The sequence below is a fragment of the Caballeronia sp. LZ019 genome (genome assembly GCF_031450825.1).
Lineage (GTDB): Bacteria > Pseudomonadota > Gammaproteobacteria > Burkholderiales > Burkholderiaceae > Caballeronia.
In genome coordinates this window covers 85,370-108,654 of record NZ_JARTVZ010000005.1, presented here as the reverse complement: position 1 = coordinate 108,654, position 23,285 = coordinate 85,370, and the positions used below count along the sequence as shown (strand labels likewise).

Genomic DNA, 23,285 nt, shown 5'->3' with positions numbered 1-23,285 from the left:
CGCATCGAGGTAGGGCTTCACATGAACAAGGTATCGAAGGCCTCCGTGGCCTACGCGCTCGTCATCGGCGGTTTGACGCTGTCCGGTGCGGCGATGGCGGGCGTTTCCGTGGGCGTCAACATCGGGATTCCGGCGCCTGTGTACGTCGCTCCGGCCCCCGTCTACGCGCCGCCTCCGCCGCCCGTCGTGTATGCGCCGCCGCCCGTGCCGGTGTACGCGCAACCGGCTATCGTGATCGGCTGGCACGGGGATCGATACTATGACGGCCGCCGCTACTGGGACCGCGACGACTGGTATCGCCATAACGGTCGCGGTCACGCATATGGGCACGAAAATCATGGGCGACACGGCTGGCATTGAGTAACCGTCTCGCATTGCCCCCAAAAAAACCACCCGCGCGGGTGGTTTTTTCTTGCCGTGCGACGGAACGGCGGAGTGTCCACCGTTGGCGGTTGGCGACAGAATGTAACAAAAAGTAAGCTTTCCTCTGACGTTACGTCAGAATGCGCAGGAACTTACAAAGCTGAAATATCCGCCAGAAAGCCTTTCGTTATATTTCCTGCACGCCAACATTCCAATAAAGAGGTTCGACGCCATGAAAGCCAAACTTACGGGGCGTATTCCTACAGCCGCGCTGAGCATCGTCGCTTGCGCTGCGATTAACACCGCTCACGCGGCGGATGTCCATGTGGGCGTCAATATCGGCACGCCCGCGCCGGTATATGTCACGCCGGCGCCCGTCTATGCGCCGCCGCCACCGCCAGTCGTCTATCAGGCTGCGCCGCCGGTGATCATCGGCTGGCATGACGACCGGTACTGGGACGGCCGGCGCTACTGGAGCCGCGGTGACTGGGAGCGGCATCACGGCCACGGGAAGGGGCACGACAAACACGGCCACGGTCACGGCAACGGACATGGCAACGGACACGGTCACGGTCACCACTGAGTGCCCGCGCGCCGCGTCGCTGCTCAACGAATGCATTTCGCGCGAATCGCGGCCCCTGCATCCGCCACGATGATTTGATATCGGCGCGCCAGAACGGCAAAAGGGCCGCTTCCCTCAGGAAAGCAGCCCTTTTTTGCTTGTCGCTGCGGGAACGCGCCAGGGCTTACTCGCCGATGCCCGCCATTCCACCCACGACCGCGTGGAAGCCCGAATCGACGTGAACGATCTCCGCGCTCACGCCGCCCGCCAGATCCGACAACAGGAACGCCGCCACATTGCCGACTTGCTCGATCGTCACGTTGCGCTTGAGCGGCGCGTTGTCTTCGACGAAATCGAGAATCTTGCCGAAGCCCTTGATGCCGCTCGCCGCGAGCGTCTTGATCGGGCCGGCCGAAATGCCGTTCACGCGCACGCCCTTGTTGCCGAGCGATACCGCGAGATAACGCACGCTCGCCTCGAGCGATGCCTTCGCGAGACCCATCGTGTTGTAGTTCGGGATCGCGCGTTCCGCACCGAGGTAGCTCAGCGTGAGCAGGGACGCGCTGTCCGACAGCATCGATTGCGCCGCTTTGGCGAGCGCCGGAAAGCTGTAAGCGGAGATGTCATGCGCGATGCGGAAGTTCTCGCGCGTCATGCCGTCGAGGAAATCGCCTGCGATAGCCTCGCGCGGTGCGAAGCCGATGGAATGCACGAGACCGTCGAGCGTGCCCCAGCGTTCCTTGAGCGACGCGAAGAGGGCGTCGATTTCCTCGTCGCTGCCGACGTCGCACGGATAGATCATGTCGCTGCCGAACTCCGTCGCGAATTCGGTGATGCGGTCCTTGAAGCGCTCGCCGACATACGTGAACGCCAGTTCCGCGCCTTCGCGCTTGCAGGCTTCCGCGATGCCATAAGCGATCGAGCGGTTCGACAGCAAGCCGGTCAGCAGAATTCGTTTTCCAGCGAGAAAGCCCATGAATGCTCCTTGAATGTCAATGTCACGCGAGGCGCGCGGGGCGGCTCGATTGCGGTTGCGGGGTGCGCGCTTCGCGTCGGGTGCTGCGCGCATCGGTTCGACGGGCGGGCAGGCATCGTGCTAGTGCCTCCCATGCGCCGGAACCGGATGGCGTTTCGATTGGGTAGAATTCTCTCACATCGACACTGCGGTCCGGCTGTCTTCAAGCCTTCTTCACTGCCCTGCAGGCCGCGTTTCCATCGTGCCGGGGCCCTTACTCATCCCGCAAGGAGCCTATGACCGGGCTGACGACGTCCGCCACGCCGATCGCATCATCGCCCGCCTGGGGCAAGCGCATCGCGCTCGCGCTCGCGGCGTGCATTGCCTGTGGTGCGGGCACGCCCGCGTATGCGGCGCATGCCATCGCACAGTACGGCGAGCCGAAATATCCGCCCGGTTTCAAGCACTTCGATTACGTCAATCCCGACGCCCCGCGCGACGGCACGCTGGTGCTGGCGAATCCGAATCGCCTCACGAGCTTCGACAAGTTCAATCCCTTCACTCTGCGCGGCAATCCCGCGCCGGGCCTCGGCCTCATGTTCGAGAGCCTGACGACCGGCAGCTCGGACGAAGTGGCGAGCGCCTATTGCCTTCTTGCCGACGATATCGCCGTCGCGCCCGATGGTCTTTCGACGACGTTCCACATCAATCCAAAGGCGCGCTTCACCAACGGCGACGCGGTCACCGCCGAAGACGTCAAGTTTTCGTTCGAAACGCTGAAGAGTCCGAAGGCCGCGCCGCAGTTTTCGGTGTACTTCGGGCAGATCGCGCGCGCGGTCGTCGTGGATCGGCTCACGATCCGCTTCGAATTCAAGGTCGCGACGCGCGAGATGCCGCTGCTCGCGGGCGGCATTCCGGTGTTTTCGCGGAAGTGGGGTTTGCGGTCGGACGGCACGCGCATCCCCTTCGATCAGCTCGCGTTCGAAAAGCCGATCACGAGCGGCGACTATCTGATCGACACGTTCGACAACGGCCGCACCATCACCTACAAGCGCGACCCGAACTATTGGGGCGCGTCGCTGCCGGTGCGCGTCGGCACGCACAACTTCGCGCGCATCGATTACAAGCTGTATTCCGATGCAACCGCGCGGCTCGAAGCATTCAAGGCGGGCGAATACGACGTGCTCGTCGAGAACGTCGCGCGAAGCTGGGTGCGGCGAGACATCGGCAAGCGTTTCGACAGTGGCGAGCTCATCAAGCGCGAGTTTCCACATCACAACGGCACGGGCATGCAGGGTTTCTTCATGAACCTGCGGCGGCCGCTTTTCAAGGATGTGCGCGTGCGCCAGGCGCTCGATCTCGCGCTCGACTTCGAATGGCTCAATCGCCAGTTGTTCTTCAATCAGTACAAGCGGACCGACAGCTTCTTCGTCAACACCGATCTCCAGGCGAAGGGCACGCCGAGCGAAGGCGAGCTCGCGATCCTGGAGCCGCTGCGCAGGAAGCTCGATCCGGCCGTCTTCGGCGAGATGCCGAAACAGCCGGACACCGATCCGCCCGGCTCGCTGCGGGCAAATCTCATCAAGGCGCGCGAGTTGCTGTCGCAAGCCGGATGGACCTATCGCGATGGCGCGCTGCGTAACGCAAAGGGCCAGCCGTTCGTGTTCGAGATACTGGACGATACCGGCGGCGGCGCGTCGATGGAGCCGGTCGCCGCCGCATTCGGCCGCAATCTGCAAAAGCTCGGCATCACGATGAACTTCCGCACGGTCGACTACGCGCTCATCCAGAAGCGCCTCGACGCGTTCGATTTCGACATGACGAGCGTGCGTCTGCCCGACGTGCAGGTGCCGGGCACCGAGCAGGTCTCGCGCTTCGCGAGCAAGTATGCGGACGAGCAGGGCTCCGACAATCTCGCGGGCGTGAAGTCGCCGGCCATCGATGCGATCCTGCACAAGGTCGTCGGTGCGCAGACGCGCGAACAGCTCGTCGATGCGACGCACGCACTCGATCGCGTGCTGATGCATGGCTACTACGTCGTGCCGCACTGGTACTCGGCGACGCACCGCATCGCGTATCGCAATACGCTGGGTTATCCGTCAACCCTGCCGCTCTATTACGCGGCGGACGAGTGGGTGCTGTCGACGTGGTGGAAGAAACCCGCCGGCGCTTCAAGGTAGAGGACGACGAGCATGTGGAGCTATATCGCGAAGCGCATCCTGTTGATGATCCCGACGCTCATCGGCGTGCTCACGCTCACGTTCGTCGTGATCCAGTTCGTGCCGGGCGGTCCGGTCGAACAGGCCGTGCACGACTTGCGGCGCGGCAATGCGGAAGGCGGAGGCGGTGGCGCGGGCTTCGGCATGCGCGCGCATACCGGCGTCGATGCGCAACAGATCGCGCAACTGAAGGCGCTTTACGGTTTCGACAAGCCGCCGCTCGAACGGTATTTGTCGATGCTCGGCAAGTTCGCGCGCTTCGATCTCGGCGAAAGCTACTTTCGGCATCAGAGCGTGTGGTCGCTGATCGTATCGAAGCTGCCGGTGTCGATCAGCATCGGCTTATGGACGTTCTTCATCACGTATCTGATATCGGTGCCGCTCGGCATCGCGAAAGCGGTGAAGAACGGCTCGCGCTTCGATGTCGCGACGAGCCTCATCGTGCTGATCGGCTTTGCTATTCCGGGCTTCGTGCTCGGCGTGCTGCTGCTCGTGCTGTTCGGCGGCGGCACGTTCCTGCAGGTCTTTCCGCTGCGCAACCTGACCTCCGATAACTGGGCGGCGCTCTCGCTCGGCGGAAAAATCGTCGATTATTTGTGGCACATCACGTTGCCGGTGGTGGCGTCGGTGGTGGGAAGTTTCGCCATCGTCACGATGCTGACGAAGAACGCGTTTCTCGACGAGATCCGCAAGCAATACGTATTGACCGCGCGCGCCAAGGGGCTGTCCGAGCGGCGCGTGCTGTGGAAGCACGTGTTCCGCAACGCGCTCCTGCCGCTGATCGTGGGCTTTCCGGCGGCGTTCATCGGCGCGTTCTTCACGGGCAGTCTGCTCATCGAGACGCTCTTTTCGCTCGACGGACTCGGGCTGCTTTCTTACGAATCGGTCGTGCGGCGCGATTATCCGGTCGTGCTGGGCACGCTTTATCTCTTCACGCTGATCGGGCTCGCGACGAAGCTCATTTCGGACCTCTGCTATGTCTGGGTCGATCCGCGCATTCAATTCGAGCAACTGGAGCGCTGACTTTGAACCGAGCCGCATCGTCGCGCCGCGCCGCGACCGCCAGCGACGGCCAGCCGCTTTCGAGCGAAGTATCGATCACGCCCGGGCAGCGCGTGTGGCTGCGCTTTCGGCAGAACCGGCTGGGTTACTGGAGCCTCGTCGTGTTCGTCGCGGCGTTCGTCATCAGCCTTGCCGGGCCGTTGTGGTCGAACGACAAGCCGCTCGTCGTGCGATATCAGGGGCAGTTCTACTTTCCGCTCGTGAAAACGTATCCGGAGACCACGTTCGGCGGCGATTTCCCCACTCCCGCCGATTATCTCGATCCCTTCGTGCGCGACCGCTTCAGCGCGCCCGGCAACTTCGCGGTGTATCCGCCGAATCACTACTACTACGACACGCTCAACTACTTCTCGAAGGGCTCGAATCCGGCGCCGCCGTCGCGTGAAAACTGGCTCGGCACCGATGATCGCGGACGCGATGTATTCGCGCGGCTGCTCTACGGCTTTCGCGTATCGGTGCTCTTCGCACTGGTGCTGACGGCTATCGGCACGGTACTCGGCGTGGTCGCGGGCGCGGTGCAGGGTTTTTTTGGCGGAAAGACGGATATCGTCGGGCAGCGGCTGATCGAAATCTGGAGCGCGCTGCCGGAGCTTTATCTGCTCATCATTTTCGCGTCGATTTTCGAGCCGAGCCTCGTGCTCCTGATCGTGCTGCTGTCGCTGTTCGGCTGGATCGGGCTGTCGGATTACGTGCGCGCCGAGTTCCTGCGCAATCGCACTCAGGACTATGTGCGCGCCGCGCGCGCGATGGGCTTGTCGAACTGGCAAATCATCTGGCGGCACGTGCTGCCCAATAGCCTCACGCCGGTCATCACCTTCTTGCCGTTCCGCATGAGCGGGGCGATTCTCGCGCTCACGAGCCTCGATTTTCTCGGCCTGGGCGTGCCGTCGCCGACGCCTTCGCTCGGCGAACTGCTGGCGCAGGGCAAGGCGAATCTCGATGCGTGGTGGATTTCGCTCTCGACTTTCGGCGTGCTCGTCGCGACGCTCCTGCTGCTTACGTTCATGGGCGATGCGCTGCGCAACGCGCTCGACACGCGCATCGCGGATGCGGTGAAAGCGGGAGGCGGGCAGTGAGCGAACCATTGCTGTCCATCGACAATCTGCGCGTGCGCTTCGGCGATACGCTCGCAGTCGACGGCGTGAGCCTCGACATTCGTCCGGGCGAGCGTGTGGCGCTCGTCGGCGAATCGGGTTCGGGCAAGAGCGTGACGGCGCTGTCGATTCTGCGGCTCATCCGCGATGCGGATGTCAGCGGCTCCATCCGCTTCGCCGGCGAGGAATTGCTCACCAAAAGCGAGCACGCGATGCGCGGCCTGCGCGGCTCCGATATCGCGATGATCTTTCAGGAGCCGATGACCGCGCTGAACCCGCTGTACACGGTTGGCGACCAGATCAGCGAAACCATCCAGTTGCACGACGGCGCGAGTCCGCGCGAGGCGCGCGAGCGTGCCATCGCGCTTCTCGCGCGCACCGGCATCACCGAACCGGAGCGACGCGTCCACAGTTATCCGCATCAGCTTTCGGGCGGCCAGCGTCAGCGGGTGATGATCGCGATGGCGCTCGCGTGCCGGCCGCGTCTCCTGCTCGCCGACGAGCCGACGACCGCACTCGATGTGACGATCCGCGCGCAGATCGTCGAATTGCTGCTGGAACTGCAGCGCGACGAAGCCGAGAAGCGCGGCATGGCGGTACTGCTCATCACGCACGATTTGAATCTGGTGAAACGCTTCGCGCAGCGCGTCGCGGTGATGGAGAAGGGCGTGCTCGTCGAAAGCGGAGCGGTCGATGCCATCTTCGAGGCGCCGCAGCATGCCTATACGCAGCGGCTCTTGCACAGCCGGCCGAAGCGCACCGTCCTGCCGGTGCTGCCGATCGCGCCGGTGCTGCTCGACGCGAAAGACGTCCGTGTCGAGTATCCGACGCGGCTTCGCGGATTCGAAGGCTGGTTCCGGCGCGGCCGCTTCAAAGCCGTCGACGACGTCACGCTCGCCGTGCGGCAGGGCGAAACGCTCGGGATCGTCGGGGAATCGGGATCGGGCAAGTCCACGCTCGCGATGGCGCTCCTCGGCCTGCAGCGCATCTCGCACGGCAGCGTGCAATTTCAGGGCAAGGCGCTCGACAGCTTTCGCGGACGCGAAAGAACGGTGCTGCGCTCGAACCTGCAGGTGGTTTTCCAGGACCCGTTCAGTTCGCTCTCGCCGCGGCAGACGGTGGAGCGGATCGTCGGTGAAGGCCTCGCGCTGCATCGGCCAGAACTCGACGCCAATGCGCGGCGCGCGAAGGTCATCGCCGTGTTGCGCGAAGTCGGACTCGATCGCGCCGCGCTCACGCGTTATCCGCACGAATTCTCCGGCGGACAGCGGCAACGCATCGCAATCGCCCGCGCGCTCGTGCTCGAACCGAGTATTTTGATTCTCGACGAACCGACGAGCGCACTCGATGTCTCAATCCAGACTCAAGTTCTGGCGCTTCTTGCCGATATTCAAAGAAAGCACAATCTGGGTTACGTCTTCATCAGCCACGACTTGCAGGTGATCGGCGCGATGGCGCATCGGGTCGCGGTCATGCGAGATGGAAATGTCGTCGAAGCTGGTGACGTGGAGAAGATTTTTGCGAATCCCTCCGACGAATACACACGAAACCTGCTGGCGGCTGCCCTGAATTCCTAAATTTCTTTCTTTTTCGCCAATTGCGTGTCCGCGTCCATTGTATTTTTCTATTTCTTTTGACAGTTAAATACTTTGTGGCTAGTATGCGTTCAAACTTTCGCATATCTCACTGATTTTTCAGTCTTTAATTGTAAAACCTACCGACCGATGCAGCCACTCACAATGACTCAGACATGCGCGCGCGCTGCCGCTGGCATGTTGATCGGCCTCCTGATGACAACCACTTCCGGCGCTTTCGCCGACGAAGTCAGCAGTTACAGCCAAAACGCCGGCAACGGCAACCTTGCTCCGAAGTCCGCCGACGCTGCAGCTCCGCTCGACAGCGCGAGCGCTCCCAGCGGCGCGAAGTCCTTTCTTTCCGGCATGGCGAGCAAAGCGGGCGACGTGGTCGTCGGCGCGCTCAATATGATCGGCGTGCGTTATCGCTGGGGCGGCAACACGCCGGACTCCGGTCTGGATTGCAGCGGCTTCGTGCGCTACGTCTTTCAGGACACGCTCGGCATGACGCTCCCGCGCCGCGCAGAAGAAATGAGTCGCGTGGGCGAAAAGGTCCGCGTGTCGGATCTGAAGCCGGGCGACCTCGTGTTTTTCAATACGATGCGCCGCTCCTTCTCGCACGTAGGCATCTATATCGGCGACAACAAGTTCGTGCATTCGCCGTCCACCGGCAGCACCATCCGCGTCAACGACATGGAAAGCGGCTACTGGGAACAGCGTTTCCAGGGCGCGCGCCGTATCGAGAATGCTCAGATTGGCGACGGCAGCGAACTGCGTCAGCGCGTCAGCGCCACGCTCGGCGGTTATTGACCGACCAATCGCTTCCTGACCATAGTCAACGAAAAGCCTGCTTCCTTGCGAACGCAGGCTTTTTGCTTTTCGGAGCGGCGTACTGGCAAGTCGCATTCACCGCCTATGGATTCCATCGGAAAGCCTCATTGCACGGGTTTCCAAAAGCCGTTATAGTTTTCGAATGAACTTTTCTTCGTTCCTCCTCTCGTCTTCTCTGGCTGGTGCGCCCCTACGCGCGCTATCGCTACTAGCGCCGCTCGCGCGCTGATTCTTCTCGCCTCCCGTCTGCTCGTTCAAGGTTTTCGACGCCAGCGGTGGCGCGAACACCCGGATTCCGTTTTGTCGTTTCATCTCGATATTCCCAACAATCGATAAATCTCCCCACAGGAGCCCAAAATGGCAGCAGACAAGTTGATCATCTTCGACACGACCTTGCGCGACGGCGAGCAATCCCCCGGCGCTTCGATGACGAAGGAGGAGAAGATTCGCATCGCCAAGCAGCTCGAGCGGATGAAGGTCGATGTGATCGAAGCCGGCTTTGCCGCGAGCTCGAACGGCGATTTCGACGCGATCAACACCATCGCATCGCTCGTGAAGGACAGCACGGTCTGCTCGCTTGCGCGTGCCAACGACAAAGACATTCAGCGCGCCGCCGATGCGCTCAAGCCCGCGAACCAGTTCCGCATCCACACGTTCATCGCGACCTCGCCGCTGCACATGGAAAAGAAGCTGCGCATGACGCCGGAGCAGGTGTATGAGCAGGCGCGGCTTGCGGTCCGCTTCGCGCGCAAGTTCACCGACGACGTCGAGTTCTCGCCGGAAGACGGCAGCCGCTCGGACATCGACTTCCTGTGCCGCGTGCTCGAAGCCGTCATCGCTGAAGGGGCGCGGACGATCAATATCGCCGATACGGTCGGCTACGGCGTGCCCGAGCTCTACGGCAATCTCGTGAAGACGCTGCGTGAGCGCATCCCCAATTCTGACAAGGCAATCTTCTCGGTGCACTGCCACGACGACCTCGGCATGGCCGTGGCGAACTCGCTCGCGGGCGTGCAGATCGGCGGCGCGCGGCAAGTCGAATGCACGATCAACGGCCTCGGCGAGCGCGCGGGCAATACGTCGCTCGAAGAAATCGTGATGGCGGTGAAGACGCGCAAGGATTACTTCGGGCTCGATCTCGGCATCGATACGACGCAGATCGTCCCGACCTCGAAGCTCGTGTCGCAGATCACCGGCTTTGTCGTGCAGCCGAATAAGGCGGTCGTCGGCGCGAACGCGTTCGCACATGCGTCGGGCATTCACCAGGACGGCGTGCTGAAGGCGCGCGACACCTACGAAATCATGCGCGCGGAAGACGTGGGCTGGAGCGCGAACAAGATCGTGCTCGGCAAGCTGTCCGGGCGCAATGCGTTCAAGCAGCGGCTCGAGGAACTGGGCGTGGCGCTGCAATCGGAAGCCGATGTGAACGCCGCGTTCGCCCGCTTCAAGGATCTTGCCGACCGCAAGGCCGAGATTTTCGACGAAGACATCATGCAGATCGTCTCCGAAGAATCCGCGGAAGCGCAGGCCAAGGAGCATTTCCGCTTCGTCTCGATGAAGCAGCATTCGGAGACCGGCGAGCAGCCGCAAGCGAGCGTCGTGTTCGCGGTGGAAGGCACCGAAGTCACCGGCGAAGCGCGCGGGAACGGTCCGGTCGATGCGACGCTGCACGCGATCGAATCGAAAGTGGACAGCGGCGCGGAGCTCGTGCTGTATTCGGTCAACGCCATCACCACCGGCACGCAGGCGCAGGGCGAAGTGACGGTGCGTCTGTCGAAGAGCGGGCGCATCGTGAACGGCGTCGGCACCGATCCGGATATCGTCGCGGCATCGGCGAAGGCGTATATCGCGGCGCTGAACAAGCTGCATTCGAAGGTCGAGAAGCTCAACCCGCAGCTTTGATGCGCGAGCGCTCCATCTGAAACAGGAAAGCCCTCCGAGCGAGGGCTTTCCTGCTTTTGCGCTTTGTCAGAACAGGCTGCGCCGGTCGGGATCGTGCAGCGGATCGGGCGTTTTCTGCGTCATGCGCAGGATGCCCTGATCGTCGAAATAAAAGTTGTACATCAGATACCAGAAGTTCGCTTCCATATAGCGATACGTCCACACTTCCCGCTTCATCAGCGGAAAGTACGACGTCTCGACCGGCCGGCCGAAGTTGACGAGCACGTCGTTCTTCGTCCACGTGCCGATCTGCGCCTTGTAGAACTCGTTCTCGTCGAGCACCTGGCGCACGCTGACGATTCGTCCGGATGCGTCGATATCGGCGGCAGTGGTGAATTCGCCGAGCGGCTGTGTCGGCCACATCAGGCGCTTGCCGCCGCCGGGCAGGTCATAGACTTCGCGCGGCGGGCCGAGTCGCGCGGTGATTGTCGATGCATCCGCGCCCGGCTGATAGTTCTGCCACGGCTGCGCGCACGCCGACAGCACAAGCGCGGCCCCCGCGCATGCCAGCGCGCCGCGCAGACGGATGAATGAGTGCAGCATTGCAGCCTCCACGTGCTTGTCCCGCGCGAGGGCGGGAATCGTTCGTCGTTTTCCGTGATTCTGACACGCGGCGCAAGAAGCATGCGCTCTTGCTCGCCCACGAGGCGCGGCCTATCATCCGCGCTTCCTCTCTCTCGGAAGGATCGATGGCAAGCGTTCATCCCCGGAAAAAATCGCGATGGTTGCTCGCGTGCGTCGCGTCCCTATGCGTTCAGGCGAGCGCGGCGACTCTGCCGCCGATCAGGCTCGCGATGATCGAAGGCATGTCCGGCCCGTTCGCAAACGCGGGCGCGGCGGTCGAGCGCAATCTGCGCTTCGGCGTGGAGCGCGTGAATGCGAAGGGCGGCGTGAAGCTCGCCGACGGCATGCATCCGCTGGAGCTGGTCGTGCTCGACGGCAAGGGCAGCAGCGAAGCGAGCCTCGTGCAACTGCGCTCGGCGATCGACGAGAGAATCGGATTCGTCATGCAGGGCAACAGTTCAGCGGTGGCTGCGGCGCTGGTCGCGGCCATCGACAAGCAGAACGCACGGGAGCCCGATCGCCGCGTGCTGTTCCTGAACTATTCCGCCGATGATCCCGCGCTCACCAACGAGGCGTGCAGTTTCTGGCATTTCCGTTTCGACGCGCACGCCGGCATGCGCATGGACGCGCTCGCCGATGCGCTCGCGCGCGACCAGGCGGTGAAGAAAGTCTATCTGCTGAATCAGGACTACAGCTTCGGTCACGACGTGAGCCGTGAGGCGCGGCGCGCATTGGCGGAGAAGCGGCCCGATGTCGCGATCGCGGGCGACGAGTTTCATCCGATCGGACGCGTAAAGGATTTCGCGCCGTATATCGCCAAGATTCGCGCGAGCGGGGCGGACGCGGTCATCACCGGTAACTGGGGCAACGACCTGACGCTGCTCGTCAAGGCGGCGCGCGAGCAGGGGCTCACAACGAAGTTCTACACGTTCTACGGCAATAGTCTCGGCGCTCCGGCCGCACTCGGCGACGCCGGCGTGAAGCGCGTGATCGCCGTCGCGGACTGGCATCCGAACGCGGGCGGCGCGGCTTCGGACGCGTATTATCGGGCGTTCCGCGCGCGCTTTCCGTCCGCATCGGACGATTACCTCGTACTGCGCATGCCGCTGATGGTCGAGATGCTCGCCACGGCGATGACACGCGCCGGCAGCGCCGATCCGCTCGCCGTGGCGCGCGCGCTGGAAGGCATGCGGTTCGAAGGCGAGGGCTTCCATCCGTTCAACGATGCGCGCGGCCGATCATCAACTGATTCAGCCCCTTTACGTGATGGAGATGGACAAGGCCGGCGCGCCGGGCGTGCGTTTCGACAACGAAGGCTCCGGTTACGGTTTCCGCACGCTCGTCGCGGCGCCGGCGGAAGCCACCGCGCAGCCGACGACCTGCAAGATGACGCGGCCGTCGCGCTGAGGACGGGCGGATCGCGTGCCGACCACGCGCTGTGCTATACTCTGCGCTTCGTTTTTGGCGCCAAGCTGAAGATGAAGGGAGACGGGCTCAGGCCGAGCTCGTCGAAGCAAACCACGGCACGGCCTTTCTTCCGTGACCGCCTGTCTGTTTCAAAGGAAAAGCAAATGTCCGTAGCAGAAATCAAGAAATCCGACGTCGTCGCTGAGTACGCGCGCGGCGCCAACGACACCGGCTCCCCCGAAGTGCAAGTCGCACTGCTCACGAGCCGCATCAACGAACTGACCGTCCACTTCAAGGCTCACACAAAGGATCACCACAGCCGCCGCGGTCTGCTGCGCATGGTGAGCCGCCGTCGCAAGCTGCTCGACTATCTGAAGGGCAAGGATGCGGACCGTTATCGCTCGCTGATCGAAAAGCTGGGTCTGCGCAAGTAATTGGCCCATAGCGTGGCTTCGCGGCCAGTGTTCTAACGAAGTGCCTGTGTCAGTTCGCTGATGCAGGCATTTTGTTTTTGCGCGATCCGCTCGCGAAGTGGTGCCTGATCGAAGTTTCATCGTCGGCACGTGTTGTTGCAGTCAGCAGTCCCGGTCGTACCCGGATGAGTCATCCGGTTCACACACGGTCCAGCCTCGCGGCAGAGCTTTGTGTCATTCCAGCGCGGCACGGCGGCGCAGTACGCGCGTCGCGCTGGAATGGCATAACACACCTCTCAAGCCTGGCGCGGGACCGTCCCAGCCCAGCGCCGTTCGACAGCCCCATGCGCTCGGTCGAAGGCGCGGCGCAACATAGAAGGAGTCGCAATGTTCAATAAGATCGTCAAAGAATTTAAGTGGGGACAACACAACGTCCGCCTCGAAACCGGTGAAATCGCGCGTCAGGCGAGCGGTGCGGTCATCGTCGATGTTGAAGACACCGTGGTTCTGGCCACCGTCGTCGGCGCGAAGACGGCGAAGCCCGGCCAGGACTTCTTCCCGCTGACCGTCGATTACCTCGAGAAGACCTACGCCGCCGGCAAGATCCCGGGCGGCTTCTTCCGCCGCGAAGGCCGTCCGTCCGAAGGCGAGACGCTCATCTCGCGCCTGATCGACCGTCCGCTGCGTCCGCTGTTTCCGGAAGGCTTCTATAACGAAGTGCAGGTAGTGATCCACGTCCTGTCGCTGAACCCGGAAATCCCGGCGGACATCCCCGCGCTGATCGGCGCGTCCGCTGCGCTCGCCGTGTCGGGTCTGCCGTTCAACGGCCCGGTCGGCGCCGCGCGCGTCGCGTACATCAACAACGAATACGTGCTCAACCCGACGCGCGCGCAGATGAAGGAATCGGCGCTGGATCTGGTCGTCGCGGGTACGGAGCGCGCGGTGCTGATGGTCGAATCGGAAGCGCAGCAGCTTTCGGAAGAAGTGATGCTCGGCGCGGTCGTGTTCGGTCACGACCAGATGCAAACCGCGATCGACGCGATCCACGAACTCGTGCGCGACGGCGGCAAGCCGGAATGGGACTGGCAGCCGGCCCCGAAGAACGAAGCGCTGATTTCGCGCGTGACCGAAATCGCCAAGCCGGAGCTCGAAGCGGCTTATCAACTGCGCAACAAGCAGGCGCGTTCGGCCAAGCTGAAGGAAGTCTACGCATCGACGTCGGCCAAGCTCGCCGAAGAAGCGGCGGCGTCGGGCACGGCGGCAGCGGATGCGGCCACCGTCGGCAACGTGCTGTTCGACATCGAAGCGAAGATCGTCCGCACGCAGATCCTGAACGGCGAACCGCGCATCGATGGCCGTGACACGCGCACGGTGCGTCCGATCGAAATCCGCACTGGCGTGCTGCCGCGCACGCACGGCTCGGCGCTCTTCACGCGCGGCGAGACGCAAGCGCTGGTCGTCGCCACGCTCGGCACGAAGGGCGATGAGCAGAACATCGACGCACTCGAAGGCGAGTACCGCGAGCGCTTCATGCTCCACTACAACATGCCTCCGTTTGCGACGGGCGAAACCGGCCGCGTCGGTTCGCCGAAGCGCCGCGAAATCGGTCACGGCCGCCTGGCCAAGCGCGCGCTGGTCGCGTGCCTGCCGAGCGCCGACGAGTTCGGCTACTCGATCCGCGTCGTGTCGGAGATCACGGAATCGAACGGTTCATCGTCGATGGCTTCGGTTTGCGGCGGCTGTCTCGCGCTGATGGACGCCGGCGTGCCGATGAAGGCGCACGTCGCGGGCATCGCGATGGGCCTGATCCTCGAAGGCAACAAGTTCGCGGTGCTGACCGACATCCTCGGCGACGAAGATCACCTGGGCGACATGGACTTCAAGGTGGCCGGCACGGCGCAAGGCGTGACCGCGCTGCAGATGGACATCAAGATCCAGGGCATCACGAAGGAAATCATGCAGGTCGCGCTCGCGCAGGCGAAGGAAGGCCGCATGCACATCCTCGGCAAGATGACCACGGCTGTGCCGGGCACGAACACGGAACTGTCCGAGTTCGCGCCGCGCATGATCACGCTGAAGATCAATCCGGAAAAGATTCGCGATGTGATCGGCAAGGGCGGTTCGGTGATTCGCGCGCTGACGGAAGAGACCAACACGACCATCGACATTTCGGACGACGGGGTGGTGACCATCGCGAGCACGAGCTCCGAAGGCATGGCCGAGGCGAAGAAGCGTATCGAGAACATCACGGCGGAAGTGGAAGTGGGCCAGGTCTATGAAGGCCCGGTGCTGAAGCTGCTTGATTTCGGCGCGATCGTGAACATCCTGCCGGGCAAGGACGGTCTGCTGCACATCTCGGAAATCGTCAACGAGCGCGTGAAGGACATCAACGACTATCTGAAGGAAGGCCAGATCGTGAAGGTCAAGGTCATCCAGACCGACGAGAAGGGCCGCGTGCGTCTGTCGGCCAAGGCGTTGCTGAACGAAGCCGCGCAAACGGAGACGACGCACCCGCAGCAGTAATGCGGTAATGTGTCCACGGCCGGCTCGCCTTACGCGAGCCGGCCGTTTTCATGTATGGGAGCGTCCGGGCTATGCATTGTCCGACGCGTCATCGGATTCGATGGCAGTGTGGCGCGTGCATCGCGCTTCGCGTGCGCACTGCCATCCGGTTAGAGCCGTATGTTCTTTCGATCAACCTGCCACGCATTCAGGGGAAAGCTATGAAGGCCATCGAAATCACGGAGTTCGGCGCACCCGAGGTGCTGAAGCCGGGCGAGCGTCCGATGCCCGAAGCGGGCAAGTGCGAAGTGCTGATCAAGGTCGCGGCTTCGGGCGTGAACCGTCCGGACGTCTTTCAGCGCAAGGGTGCCTATGCACCGCCGCCCGGCGCCTCGGACCTGCCGGGGCTGGAAGTGGCCGGGGAAATCGTCGATGGCGATTTTGACGCGAGGCACAATCCGTTCGGCTTGAAGAAGGGCGATCGCGTCTGCGCGCTGCTCGCGGGCGGCGGCTATGCGGAATACGCGGTCGCACCGATCGAGCAATGTCTGCCCGTCCCGGCCGGTCTGTCCGATATCGAAGCGGCATCGCTGCCGGAGACGTTCTTCACGGTGTGGAGCAACGTCTTCGAGCGCGCGCATCTCGGCGCCGGCGAGAACGGCGAAGAGGAGACGCTGCTCGTGCAGGGCGGATCGAGCGGCATCGGCGTAACGGCGATTCAGATCGCGCGAGCGCTCGGTTTTCGCGTGTTCGCCACGGCCGGCAGCGATGAGAAATGCCGTGCGTGCGAATCGCTCGGCGCGGAGCGTGCAATCAACTACAAGACGGAAGATTTCGTCGAAGTGGTGAAGTCGCTGACGAACGACCGCGGTGTCGATGTCATTCTCGACATGGTCGCCGGCGACTACCTGCCGCGTGAGCTTAAGGCGCTTGCCGACGGCGGGCGCATCTGCGTGATCGCGCTTCTCGGCGGCGCGAAGGCGGAAATCAATCTGAACGACATCTTGCGCCGCCGGCTGGTCATCACCGGTTCGACGCTGCGTCCGCGTCCGATTGCGTTCAAGGCGAAGATCGCTGCGAAGCTGAAGGAGCGCGTGTGGCCCGAGATCGAAGCGGGGCGCATCAAGCCGGTGATCCACCAGGTGTTTCCGGCGCGCGAGGCAGCCGCTGCCCATGCGCTGATGGAGAGCAGCACGCATGTCGGCAAGATCGTGCTCGACTGGCGCGAGAATGCGTGACGGCGCGCGATGCAAGACTCCGTTTTCGGCGGTTTGACCGGTTTCGCCGTATCACAGTAAAATCGCCTGTTTTGTAAGCAATCGGCAGTTCATAGCGCTTCATTCCATAACAAGGCGGTCCGCGCAGCAACGGGCCGTTCCTGATCGACAACAAGGGCGGCTGTCGCCAGCCGCCGAGCGACGAGACAATGTCCAGAGAACGAGCAAAACTGGTGGTGGGCAACTGGAAGATGCATGGTCGCATCAAAGACAATGCGGCCTTGCTGACCGAAGTCGCCGCGGGCGCATCGGCTTTGCAAAATGGCGTGAGCGTCGGCGTATGCGTGCCGTGTCCGTATCTGGCGCAATCGCAGGCGCTGCTCTCGGGCTCGCTGATGCGCTGGGGCGTGCAGGATATTTCGGCGCACGCGCAAGGCGCATACACCGGTGAAGTCGCTGCGGAGATGGCGGCGGACTTCGGCGCGACGTATGCGATCGTCGGACATTCGGAGCGTCGCGCGTATCATCGCGAAACGCCCGAACTCGTCGCGGCGAAGGCGCGTCGCGCGCTGGAAGCGGGCTTGACGCCGATCGTCTGTATCGGCGAAACGCTCGAGGAGCGGGAATCCGGCGCAACGGAGCAGGTCATCGGCGCGCAACTGGACGCCGTGCTCATCATGCTGAGCGCGGAGGAAGCGGCGCGTATCGTTATCGCTTACGAACCAGTGTGGGCGATCGGTACGGGCAAGAGCGCCACCGCTGAGCAGGCGCAGGGCGTTCACGCGTTCGTGCGCGCGAAGCTGGCTGAGAAGGGCGAGGCCGTGGCGAACGTGCCGGTGTTGTATGGCGGCAGCGTGAAGCCCGAGAACGCGCAGGAATTGTTCGGGCAACGGGACATCGACGGCGGGCTGATTGGCGGCGCGTCGCTGAAGTCGAAGGATTTTCTAGCGATCTGCCAGGCGGCGCACACCGCGACGCGATAAGCGGCCGGGCGCAGGGCAGTAGAAAGAGAGCAAGTCGCGGCACGTGAGTGCCACGGAAACATCAAGATCAGGTGAGTTGAAATGCTGTATTTGAAGACAATCATTATCGTCGTCCAGTTGCTGTCGGCGCTTGGCGTCATCGGACTCGTGCTGTTGCAGCACGGCAAGGGCGCGGACATGGGCGCGGCTTTCGGCAGCGGCGCATCGGGAAGCCTGTTCGGCGCGACCGGATCGGCCAACTTCCTTTCCCGCACGACTGCAATCCTCGCGGCCATCTTCTTCATCACGACGCTCGCGCTCACCTACCTCGGAAGTTACAAGCCGCAGGTTTCGGCTGGCGTGCTGGGCGGTGCAGCTCCGGTGCCTGCATCGGCACCTGCTGCGGGTGCTTCGACGCCGGCAGTGACCGCTCCTGCATCGGCAGCTCCGGGCACTGACGTGCCGAAATAACGTCCGGAACATTTTTTCGCGAAATTCGTGTTTTATGCGTTGAACAATTCTTGAGGCCTAGTTATAATTCAAGTCTTGAAGCGATTCGCGGCAATTAAGAAGTTGTTTTCCCGGATTGCAGTACAGTGCCGACGTGGTGAAATTGGTAGACACGCTATCTTGAGGGGGTAGTGGCGAAAGCTGTGCGAGTTCGAGTCTCGCCGTCGGCACCAAAAGTTATCCAATGCCAGCCGCTTGCAACGCTTCGGCTGGCATTGTCACTTCTGGAGTACCCTTACGTTGCTGCGGGCATCGTGAGTGCTCCCAAGTGAGTCCCACCGCCGGGTGGTCCGTCCCGGCAGAAGTGCCCAATCATCGACTGACCGAACCTACCGATCTGAGGATAGCCTTGAACCTCGCACCCTATTACCCCGTCTTCTTGTTCCTCGTGGTGGGCCTTGGTTTAGGTATAGCGTTGGTCAGCATCGGCAAGATTCTCGGTCCCAGCAGACCCGACACCGAAAAGAACGCGCCTTACGAGTGCGGCTTCGAAGCCTTCGAAGACGCGCGAATGAAGTTCGATGTGCGTTACTATCTCGTCGCAATTCTTTTCATCATTTTCGACCTTGAGACGGCGTTCCTGTTTCCGTGGGGCGTGGCTCTGCGTGATATCGGCTGGCCCGGCTTCATGGCCATGATGATCTTTCTCCTCGAATTCCTGCTCGGCTTCGCCTACATCTGGAGAAAGGGCGGGCTTGACTGGGAGTAACGGGTAGATCACCGGATTCATGGGCGGCTTTGGCTGGCTGCTCATCTGGAGTGGAAATCAAATGAGTATCGAAGGGGTCTTGAAGGAAGGCTTTGTCACCACCACGGCTGACAAGCTGATCAACTGGACGCGCACCGGCTCGTTGTGGCCGATGACGTTCGGTCTCGCGTGCTGTGCGGTCGAGATGATGCATGCGGGCGCGGCCCGCTACGACCTGGACCGCTTCGGCGTGGTGTTTCGCCCGAGCCCGCGTCAGTCCGACGTGATGATCGTCGCCGGCACGCTGTGCAACAAGATGGCGCCCGCGCTTCGTAAGGTGTATGACCAGATGGCCGAGCCCCGCTGGGTCATCTCGATGGGTTCGTGCGCGAACGGTGGCGGCTACTACCACTATTCGTACTCCGTCGTGCGCGGCTGCGACCGTATCGTGCCGGTCGATGTCTACGTTCCCGGCTGTCCTCCCACGGCCGAAGCGCTGGTCTACGGCGTGATCCAGTTGCAGGCGAAGATTCGCCGCACCAACACCATCGCCCGTCAATAAAGGCCTGAGCCTCCCCAACTATGGCAAGCAAACTCGAGACCCTGAAGGCGAACCTCGAGGCGGCGTTTGGCGGCCGTCTCCAGAGCATCACCGAGTCGCTGGGTCAGCTGACGGTCGTCGTGAAAGCGGCCGATTACCTCGAAGTCGCAACGAAGCTGCGTGACGATCGCACGCTCGCCTTCGAGCAGTTGATGGACCTCGCCGGCCTCGACTATTCGACCTATGGCGACGGCGCCTACGAAGGCCCGCGCTTCGCAGCCGTCCTGCATCTTCTCTCCGTTTCGAACAACTGGCGCGTGCGCGTGCGCGTGTTCGCACCGGACGACGACGTGCCGATCATCCCGTCGGTGGTCGATGTCTGGTCGTCGGCCAACTGGTACGAGCGCGAGGCGTTCGACCTCTACGGCATCGTGTTCGAAGGCCACCCCGATCTGCGTCGCATTCTGACGGACTATGGCTTCATCGGCCACCCGTTCCGCAAGGATTTCCCGGTGAGCGGTTTCGTCGAAATGCGCTATGACCCGGAAGAGAAGCGTGTCGTGTATCAGCCCGTGACGATCGAGCCGCGCGAAATCACGCCGCGCGTGATTCGCGAAGATCGCTACGGTGGCCTGAAACATTAAGAGAGCGTCATGGCAGAGATCAAGAACTACACGCTGAATTTTGGCCCGCAGCACCCTGCCGCACACGGCGTGTTGCGCCTCGTGCTGGAGCTGGATGGCGAAGTGATCCAGCGCGCCGATCCGCACATCGGCCTGCTGCATCGCGCGACCGAAAAGCTCGCGGAAACGAAAACGTTCATTCAGTCCGTGCCGTACATGGACCGTCTGGACTACGTGTCGATGATGTGCAACGAGCACGCTTACGTGCTCGCCATCGAAAAGCTGCTCGGCATCGACGTGCCGGTGCGCGCGAAGTACATCCGCGTGCTGTTCGATGAAATCACGCGGGTACTGAACCACCTGATGTGGATCGGCTCGCACGCGCTCGACGTCGGCGCGATGGCCGTGTTCCTCTACGCGTTCCGCGAGCGCGAAGACCTGATGGACGTCTACGAGGCCGTATCGGGCGCGCGCATGCACGCGGCCTATTACCGTCCGGGCGGCGTGTATCGCGATCTGCCGGACGCGATGCCGCAATACAAGGTCTCGAAGATTCGCAATGCGAAGGCGCTCGAGAAGATGAACGAGAACCGCCAGGGTTCGCTGCTCGACTTCATCGACGACTTCTTCACGCGCTTCCCCGGTTATGTCGACGAGTACGAAACGCTGCTCACCGACAACCGCATCTGGAAGCAGCGCCTCGTCGGCATCGGCGTGGTCAGTCCCGAGCGCGCGCTGCAGCTCGGCATGAGCGGCGCGATGCTGCGCGGTTCGGGCATCGAATGGGATCTGCGCAAGAAGCAGCCGTACGAAGTCTACGACCAGCTCGACTTCGACATCCCCGTCGGCGTGAACGGCGATTGCTACGACCGTTATCTCGTGCGCGTCGAAGAAATGCGTCAATCCACGCGCATCGCCAAACAATGCATTGCCTGGCTGCGTGCAAATCCCGGCCCTGTGATGATCGATAATCACAAGGTTGCGCCGCCGTCGCGTGTCGGCATGAAGAGCAACATGGAAGAGCTGATTCACCACTTCAAGCTCTTCACGGAAGGCTTCCACGTGCCGGAAGGCGAGACGTACGCCACGATCGAACACCCGAAGGGCGAGTTCGGCATCTATCTGGTTTCGGACGGCGCAAACAAGCCGTACCGCCTGAAGATCCGCGCGCCCGGTTATGCGCACCTCGCTTCGCTCGACGAAATGGCGCGCGGCCACATGATCGCCGACGCCGTCACGATCATCGGGACGCAGGACATCGTGTTCGGCGAGATCGATCGCTGATCCATTCGCCCGCTGCAAGCACGGCGCGCTCGTCGGGCCGCCGTCGCGGTGAGTCGGAGCGGGAAGCGTAGAAGCAATTACAGGAAACCGCAGGACGCCAGGTCTGCTGCAATAAGATGGTCGCGGCAGGTTTTCGTTCGGTAGGAATTGAAAGAGTCGTGTCTGAAAATGATCTCAGCTGAAGGCCTCAAAGAAATCGATCGTGCGATCGCGAAGTATCCCGCCGAGCAGAAGCAGTCGGCGGTGATGGCGGCGCTCGCTGTCGCGCAGGAGGAGCACGGATGGCTGTCGCCGGAACTGATGAAGTTCGTGGCCGACTATCTGGGCATGCCGCCTGTTGCAGTGCAGGAAGTCGCTACCTTCTACACGATGTACGAGCTCGCGCCGGTCGGTAAGCACAAGATCACGCTTTGCACGAACCTGCCTTGCCAGCTCGGTCCGGACGGCGGCTCGGACAGCGCCGCGCAGTATCTGAAGCAGAAGCTCGGCATCGATTTCGGCGAGACCACGCCCGATGGCAAGTTCACGCTGAAGGAAGGCGAGTGCTTCGGCTCGTGCGGCGATGCGCCCGTGATGCTGGTGAACAATCACCGCATGTGCAGCTTCATGAGCCGCGAGAAGATCGACCAGTTGATCGAGGAACTTTCGAAATGACGTCTCTCCACGATCGTCACATCAAGCCGCTGATCCTCGCCGGCCTCAACGGCGAGAACTGGCATCTCGAAGATTACGTTGCGCGCGGCGGCTACAAGCAACTGCGCCGCATCCTCGAAGAAAAGATTCCGCCCGAGCAGGTGATCGCCGACGTCAAGGCGTCGGGTCTGCGCGGCCGTGGCGGCGCCGGTTTCCCGACGGGCCTGAAGTGGAGCTTCATGCCGCGTCAGTTCCCGGGACAGAAGTATCTCGTCTGCAACTCCGACGAGGGCGAGCCGGGCACGTTCAAGGACCGCGACATTCTTCGCTGGAACCCGCACGCGCTGATCGAAGGCATGGCCATCGGCGCGTACGCGATGGGCATCACCGTCGGCTACAACTACATCCACGGCGAGATTTTCGAGGTTTATCGCGTGTTCGAAGCGGCGCTGGAAGAAGCGCGCGCAGCCGGTTATCTCGGCGCGAACATCTTGGGCTCCGGCTTCTCGTTCGAGCTCTACGCGCATCATGGTTACGGCGCGTATATCTGCGGCGAGGAAACGGCGCTGCTCGAATCGCTCGAAGGCAAGAAGGGCCAGCCGCGTTTCAAGCCGCCGTTCCCGGCCAGCTTCGGCGTGTACGGCAAGCCCACCACGATCAACAACACCGAGACCTTCGCGGCGGTGCCGTTCCTGCTGGAGATCGGGCCGCAGAATTATCTGGAACTGGGCAAGCCCAACAACGGCGGCACGAAGATCTTCTCGGTGTCGGGCGACGTGAATCGTCCGGGCAACTACGAGATTCCGCTCGGCACACCGTTTTCGACGCTGATGGAACTCGCCGGCGGCGTGCGCGGCAACTCGGTCAAGGCGGTCATCCCGGGCGGTTCGTCCGCGCCGGTGGTGCCGGGCGAGATGATGCTCGCCACCGACATGGACTACGATTCGATCGCCAAAGCGGGCTCGATGCTCGGTTCGGGCGCGGTCATCGTCATGAACGAAACTCGCTGCATGGTGCGCTCGCTGCTGCGCCTGTCGTACTTCTATTACGAAGAGTCATGCGGCCAGTGCACGCCTTGCCGTGAGGGCACGGGCTGGCTGTATCGCGTGGTGCATCGCATCGAGCATGGTCTCGGACGCAAGGAAGATCTGGATCTGTTGAACTCGGTCGCCGAGAACATCATGGGTCGCACGATCTGCGCGCTCGGCGATGCAGCGGCGATGCCCGTTCGCGGCATGCTCAAGCACTTCTGGAACGAATTTGAATATCACGTCGAGCACAAGCACTGTCTCGTCGGCGGGCACGCGCATCATGCGGCGTCCGAAGCGCTTACCGCGTAA

At 62.5% G+C, this 23,285-nt stretch carries 21 protein-coding genes, 1 tRNA gene and 1 pseudogene; 21 read left to right on the top strand and 2 right to left on the bottom strand.

The window, feature by feature from the left end:
• Positions 1-21: 21 nt before the first annotated feature.
• A complete protein-coding gene (locus P9255_RS13865; RefSeq protein WP_309789840.1) occupies positions 22-360 on the top strand; it encodes a hypothetical protein in 339 nt (112 codons plus the stop codon).
• A 235-nt stretch (positions 361-595) separates the two neighbouring features.
• Complete coding sequence (locus P9255_RS13860; RefSeq protein WP_309789839.1) at positions 596-946, top strand: hypothetical protein; 351 nt, start codon at positions 596-598, stop codon at positions 944-946.
• Positions 947-1,109: 163 nt separating this feature from the next.
• On the opposite strand, the gene fabI is transcribed toward P9255_RS13860, so the two are convergent.
• Positions 1,110-1,901 (bottom strand): enoyl-ACP reductase FabI, encoded by a 792-nt coding sequence (gene fabI, locus P9255_RS13855; RefSeq protein ID WP_309764591.1) that lies wholly within the window; start codon positions 1,899-1,901, stop codon positions 1,110-1,112.
• A 275-nt stretch (positions 1,902-2,176) separates the two neighbouring features.
• On the opposite strand from fabI, the gene P9255_RS13850 reads away from it, so the two are divergent.
• The 6 genes from P9255_RS13850 to P9255_RS13825 all read left to right on the top strand — a co-directional run bounded on the left by P9255_RS13850 (position 2,177) and on the right by P9255_RS13825 (position 10,562).
• Positions 2,177-4,060, top strand: a complete 1,884-nt coding sequence (locus P9255_RS13850; protein ID WP_309764592.1) for an extracellular solute-binding protein — start codon at positions 2,177-2,179, stop codon at positions 4,058-4,060.
• Between the two features lie 12 nt (positions 4,061-4,072).
• Positions 4,073-5,122, top strand: a complete 1,050-nt coding sequence (locus P9255_RS13845; RefSeq protein WP_309764593.1) for a microcin C ABC transporter permease YejB — start codon at positions 4,073-4,075, stop codon at positions 5,120-5,122.
• 2 nt (positions 5,123-5,124) lie between these two features.
• Entirely contained in the window at positions 5,125-6,237 is a 1,113-nt protein-coding gene (locus tag P9255_RS13840) for an ABC transporter permease (protein ID WP_309789838.1), read from the top strand.
• Positions 6,234-7,832, top strand: a complete 1,599-nt coding sequence (locus P9255_RS13835; RefSeq protein WP_309789837.1) for a dipeptide ABC transporter ATP-binding protein — start codon at positions 6,234-6,236, stop codon at positions 7,830-7,832. Before P9255_RS13840 ends, P9255_RS13835 begins: the two co-directional genes overlap by 4 nt.
• 147 nt (positions 7,833-7,979) lie before the next feature.
• A complete protein-coding gene (locus P9255_RS13830; protein WP_309790750.1) occupies positions 7,980-8,639 on the top strand; it encodes a C40 family peptidase in 660 nt (219 codons plus the stop codon).
• A gap of 378 nt (positions 8,640-9,017) precedes the next feature.
• Positions 9,018-10,562, top strand: coding sequence for a 2-isopropylmalate synthase (locus P9255_RS13825; RefSeq protein WP_309764596.1), 1,545 nt, complete (start codon positions 9,018-9,020; stop codon positions 10,560-10,562).
• A 66-nt stretch (positions 10,563-10,628) separates the two neighbouring features.
• Here P9255_RS13825 and P9255_RS13820 read toward each other — a convergent pair whose 3' ends face one another.
• Positions 10,629-11,144: a hypothetical protein gene (locus P9255_RS13820; RefSeq protein ID WP_309789836.1), complete on the bottom strand. Its 516-nt coding sequence runs from the start codon at positions 11,142-11,144 to the stop codon at positions 10,629-10,631.
• 146 nt (positions 11,145-11,290) lie between these two features.
• Between P9255_RS13820 and P9255_RS13815 the strand changes: the two are divergent.
• The 13 genes and pseudogenes from P9255_RS13815 to nuoF all read left to right on the top strand — a co-directional run bounded on the left by P9255_RS13815 (position 11,291) and on the right by nuoF (position 23,285).
• A pseudogene (locus P9255_RS13815) lies at positions 11,291-12,572 on the top strand (branched-chain amino acid ABC transporter substrate-binding protein).
• Between the two features lie 71 nt (positions 12,573-12,643).
• On the top strand, positions 12,644-13,006 hold the full coding sequence (gene rpsO / locus P9255_RS13810) for a 30S ribosomal protein S15 (RefSeq protein WP_309789835.1): 363 nt from the start codon (positions 12,644-12,646) through the stop codon (positions 13,004-13,006).
• Positions 13,007-13,372: 366 nt separating this feature from the next.
• Positions 13,373-15,508 (top strand): polyribonucleotide nucleotidyltransferase, encoded by a 2,136-nt coding sequence (pnp, locus tag P9255_RS13805; protein ID WP_309764599.1) that lies wholly within the window; start codon positions 13,373-13,375, stop codon positions 15,506-15,508.
• Positions 15,509-15,708: 200 nt separating this feature from the next.
• Positions 15,709-16,725: an NAD(P)H-quinone oxidoreductase gene (locus P9255_RS13800; RefSeq protein ID WP_309789834.1), complete on the top strand. Its 1,017-nt coding sequence runs from the start codon at positions 15,709-15,711 to the stop codon at positions 16,723-16,725.
• 188 nt (positions 16,726-16,913) lie between these two features.
• Positions 16,914-17,687, top strand: a complete 774-nt coding sequence (tpiA, locus tag P9255_RS13795; RefSeq protein WP_309764601.1) for a triose-phosphate isomerase — start codon at positions 16,914-16,916, stop codon at positions 17,685-17,687.
• 81 nt (positions 17,688-17,768) lie between these two features.
• Positions 17,769-18,137 (top strand): preprotein translocase subunit SecG, encoded by a 369-nt coding sequence (gene secG, locus P9255_RS13790; RefSeq protein WP_309764602.1) that lies wholly within the window; start codon positions 17,769-17,771, stop codon positions 18,135-18,137.
• A 127-nt stretch (positions 18,138-18,264) separates the two neighbouring features.
• A tRNA-Leu gene (locus P9255_RS13785) sits at positions 18,265-18,349 on the top strand.
• A 176-nt stretch (positions 18,350-18,525) separates the two neighbouring features.
• Positions 18,526-18,885 carry an NADH-quinone oxidoreductase subunit A gene (locus P9255_RS13780; protein WP_309764603.1) on the top strand — a complete coding sequence of 120 codons (360 nt, stop codon included), beginning with the start codon at positions 18,526-18,528 and terminating at the stop codon, positions 18,883-18,885.
• Between the two features lie 61 nt (positions 18,886-18,946).
• The gene (locus P9255_RS13775) at positions 18,947-19,426 is read left to right on the top strand and encodes an NADH-quinone oxidoreductase subunit B family protein (protein WP_006052903.1); all 480 of its coding nucleotides are present in this window, start codon (positions 18,947-18,949) and stop codon (positions 19,424-19,426) included.
• Between the two features lie 20 nt (positions 19,427-19,446).
• Positions 19,447-20,049, top strand: coding sequence for an NADH-quinone oxidoreductase subunit C (locus P9255_RS13770; RefSeq protein ID WP_309789833.1), 603 nt, complete (start codon positions 19,447-19,449; stop codon positions 20,047-20,049).
• A gap of 9 nt (positions 20,050-20,058) precedes the next feature.
• Positions 20,059-21,312, top strand: coding sequence for an NADH-quinone oxidoreductase subunit D (locus tag P9255_RS13765; RefSeq protein ID WP_309764605.1), 1,254 nt, complete (start codon positions 20,059-20,061; stop codon positions 21,310-21,312).
• Between the two features lie 168 nt (positions 21,313-21,480).
• Entirely contained in the window at positions 21,481-21,966 is a 486-nt protein-coding gene (gene nuoE / locus P9255_RS13760; RefSeq protein ID WP_035959385.1) for an NADH-quinone oxidoreductase subunit NuoE, read from the top strand.
• Positions 21,963-23,285 (top strand): NADH-quinone oxidoreductase subunit NuoF, encoded by a 1,323-nt coding sequence (gene nuoF, locus P9255_RS13755; RefSeq protein ID WP_035959384.1) that lies wholly within the window; start codon positions 21,963-21,965, stop codon positions 23,283-23,285. Before nuoE ends, nuoF begins: the two co-directional genes overlap by 4 nt.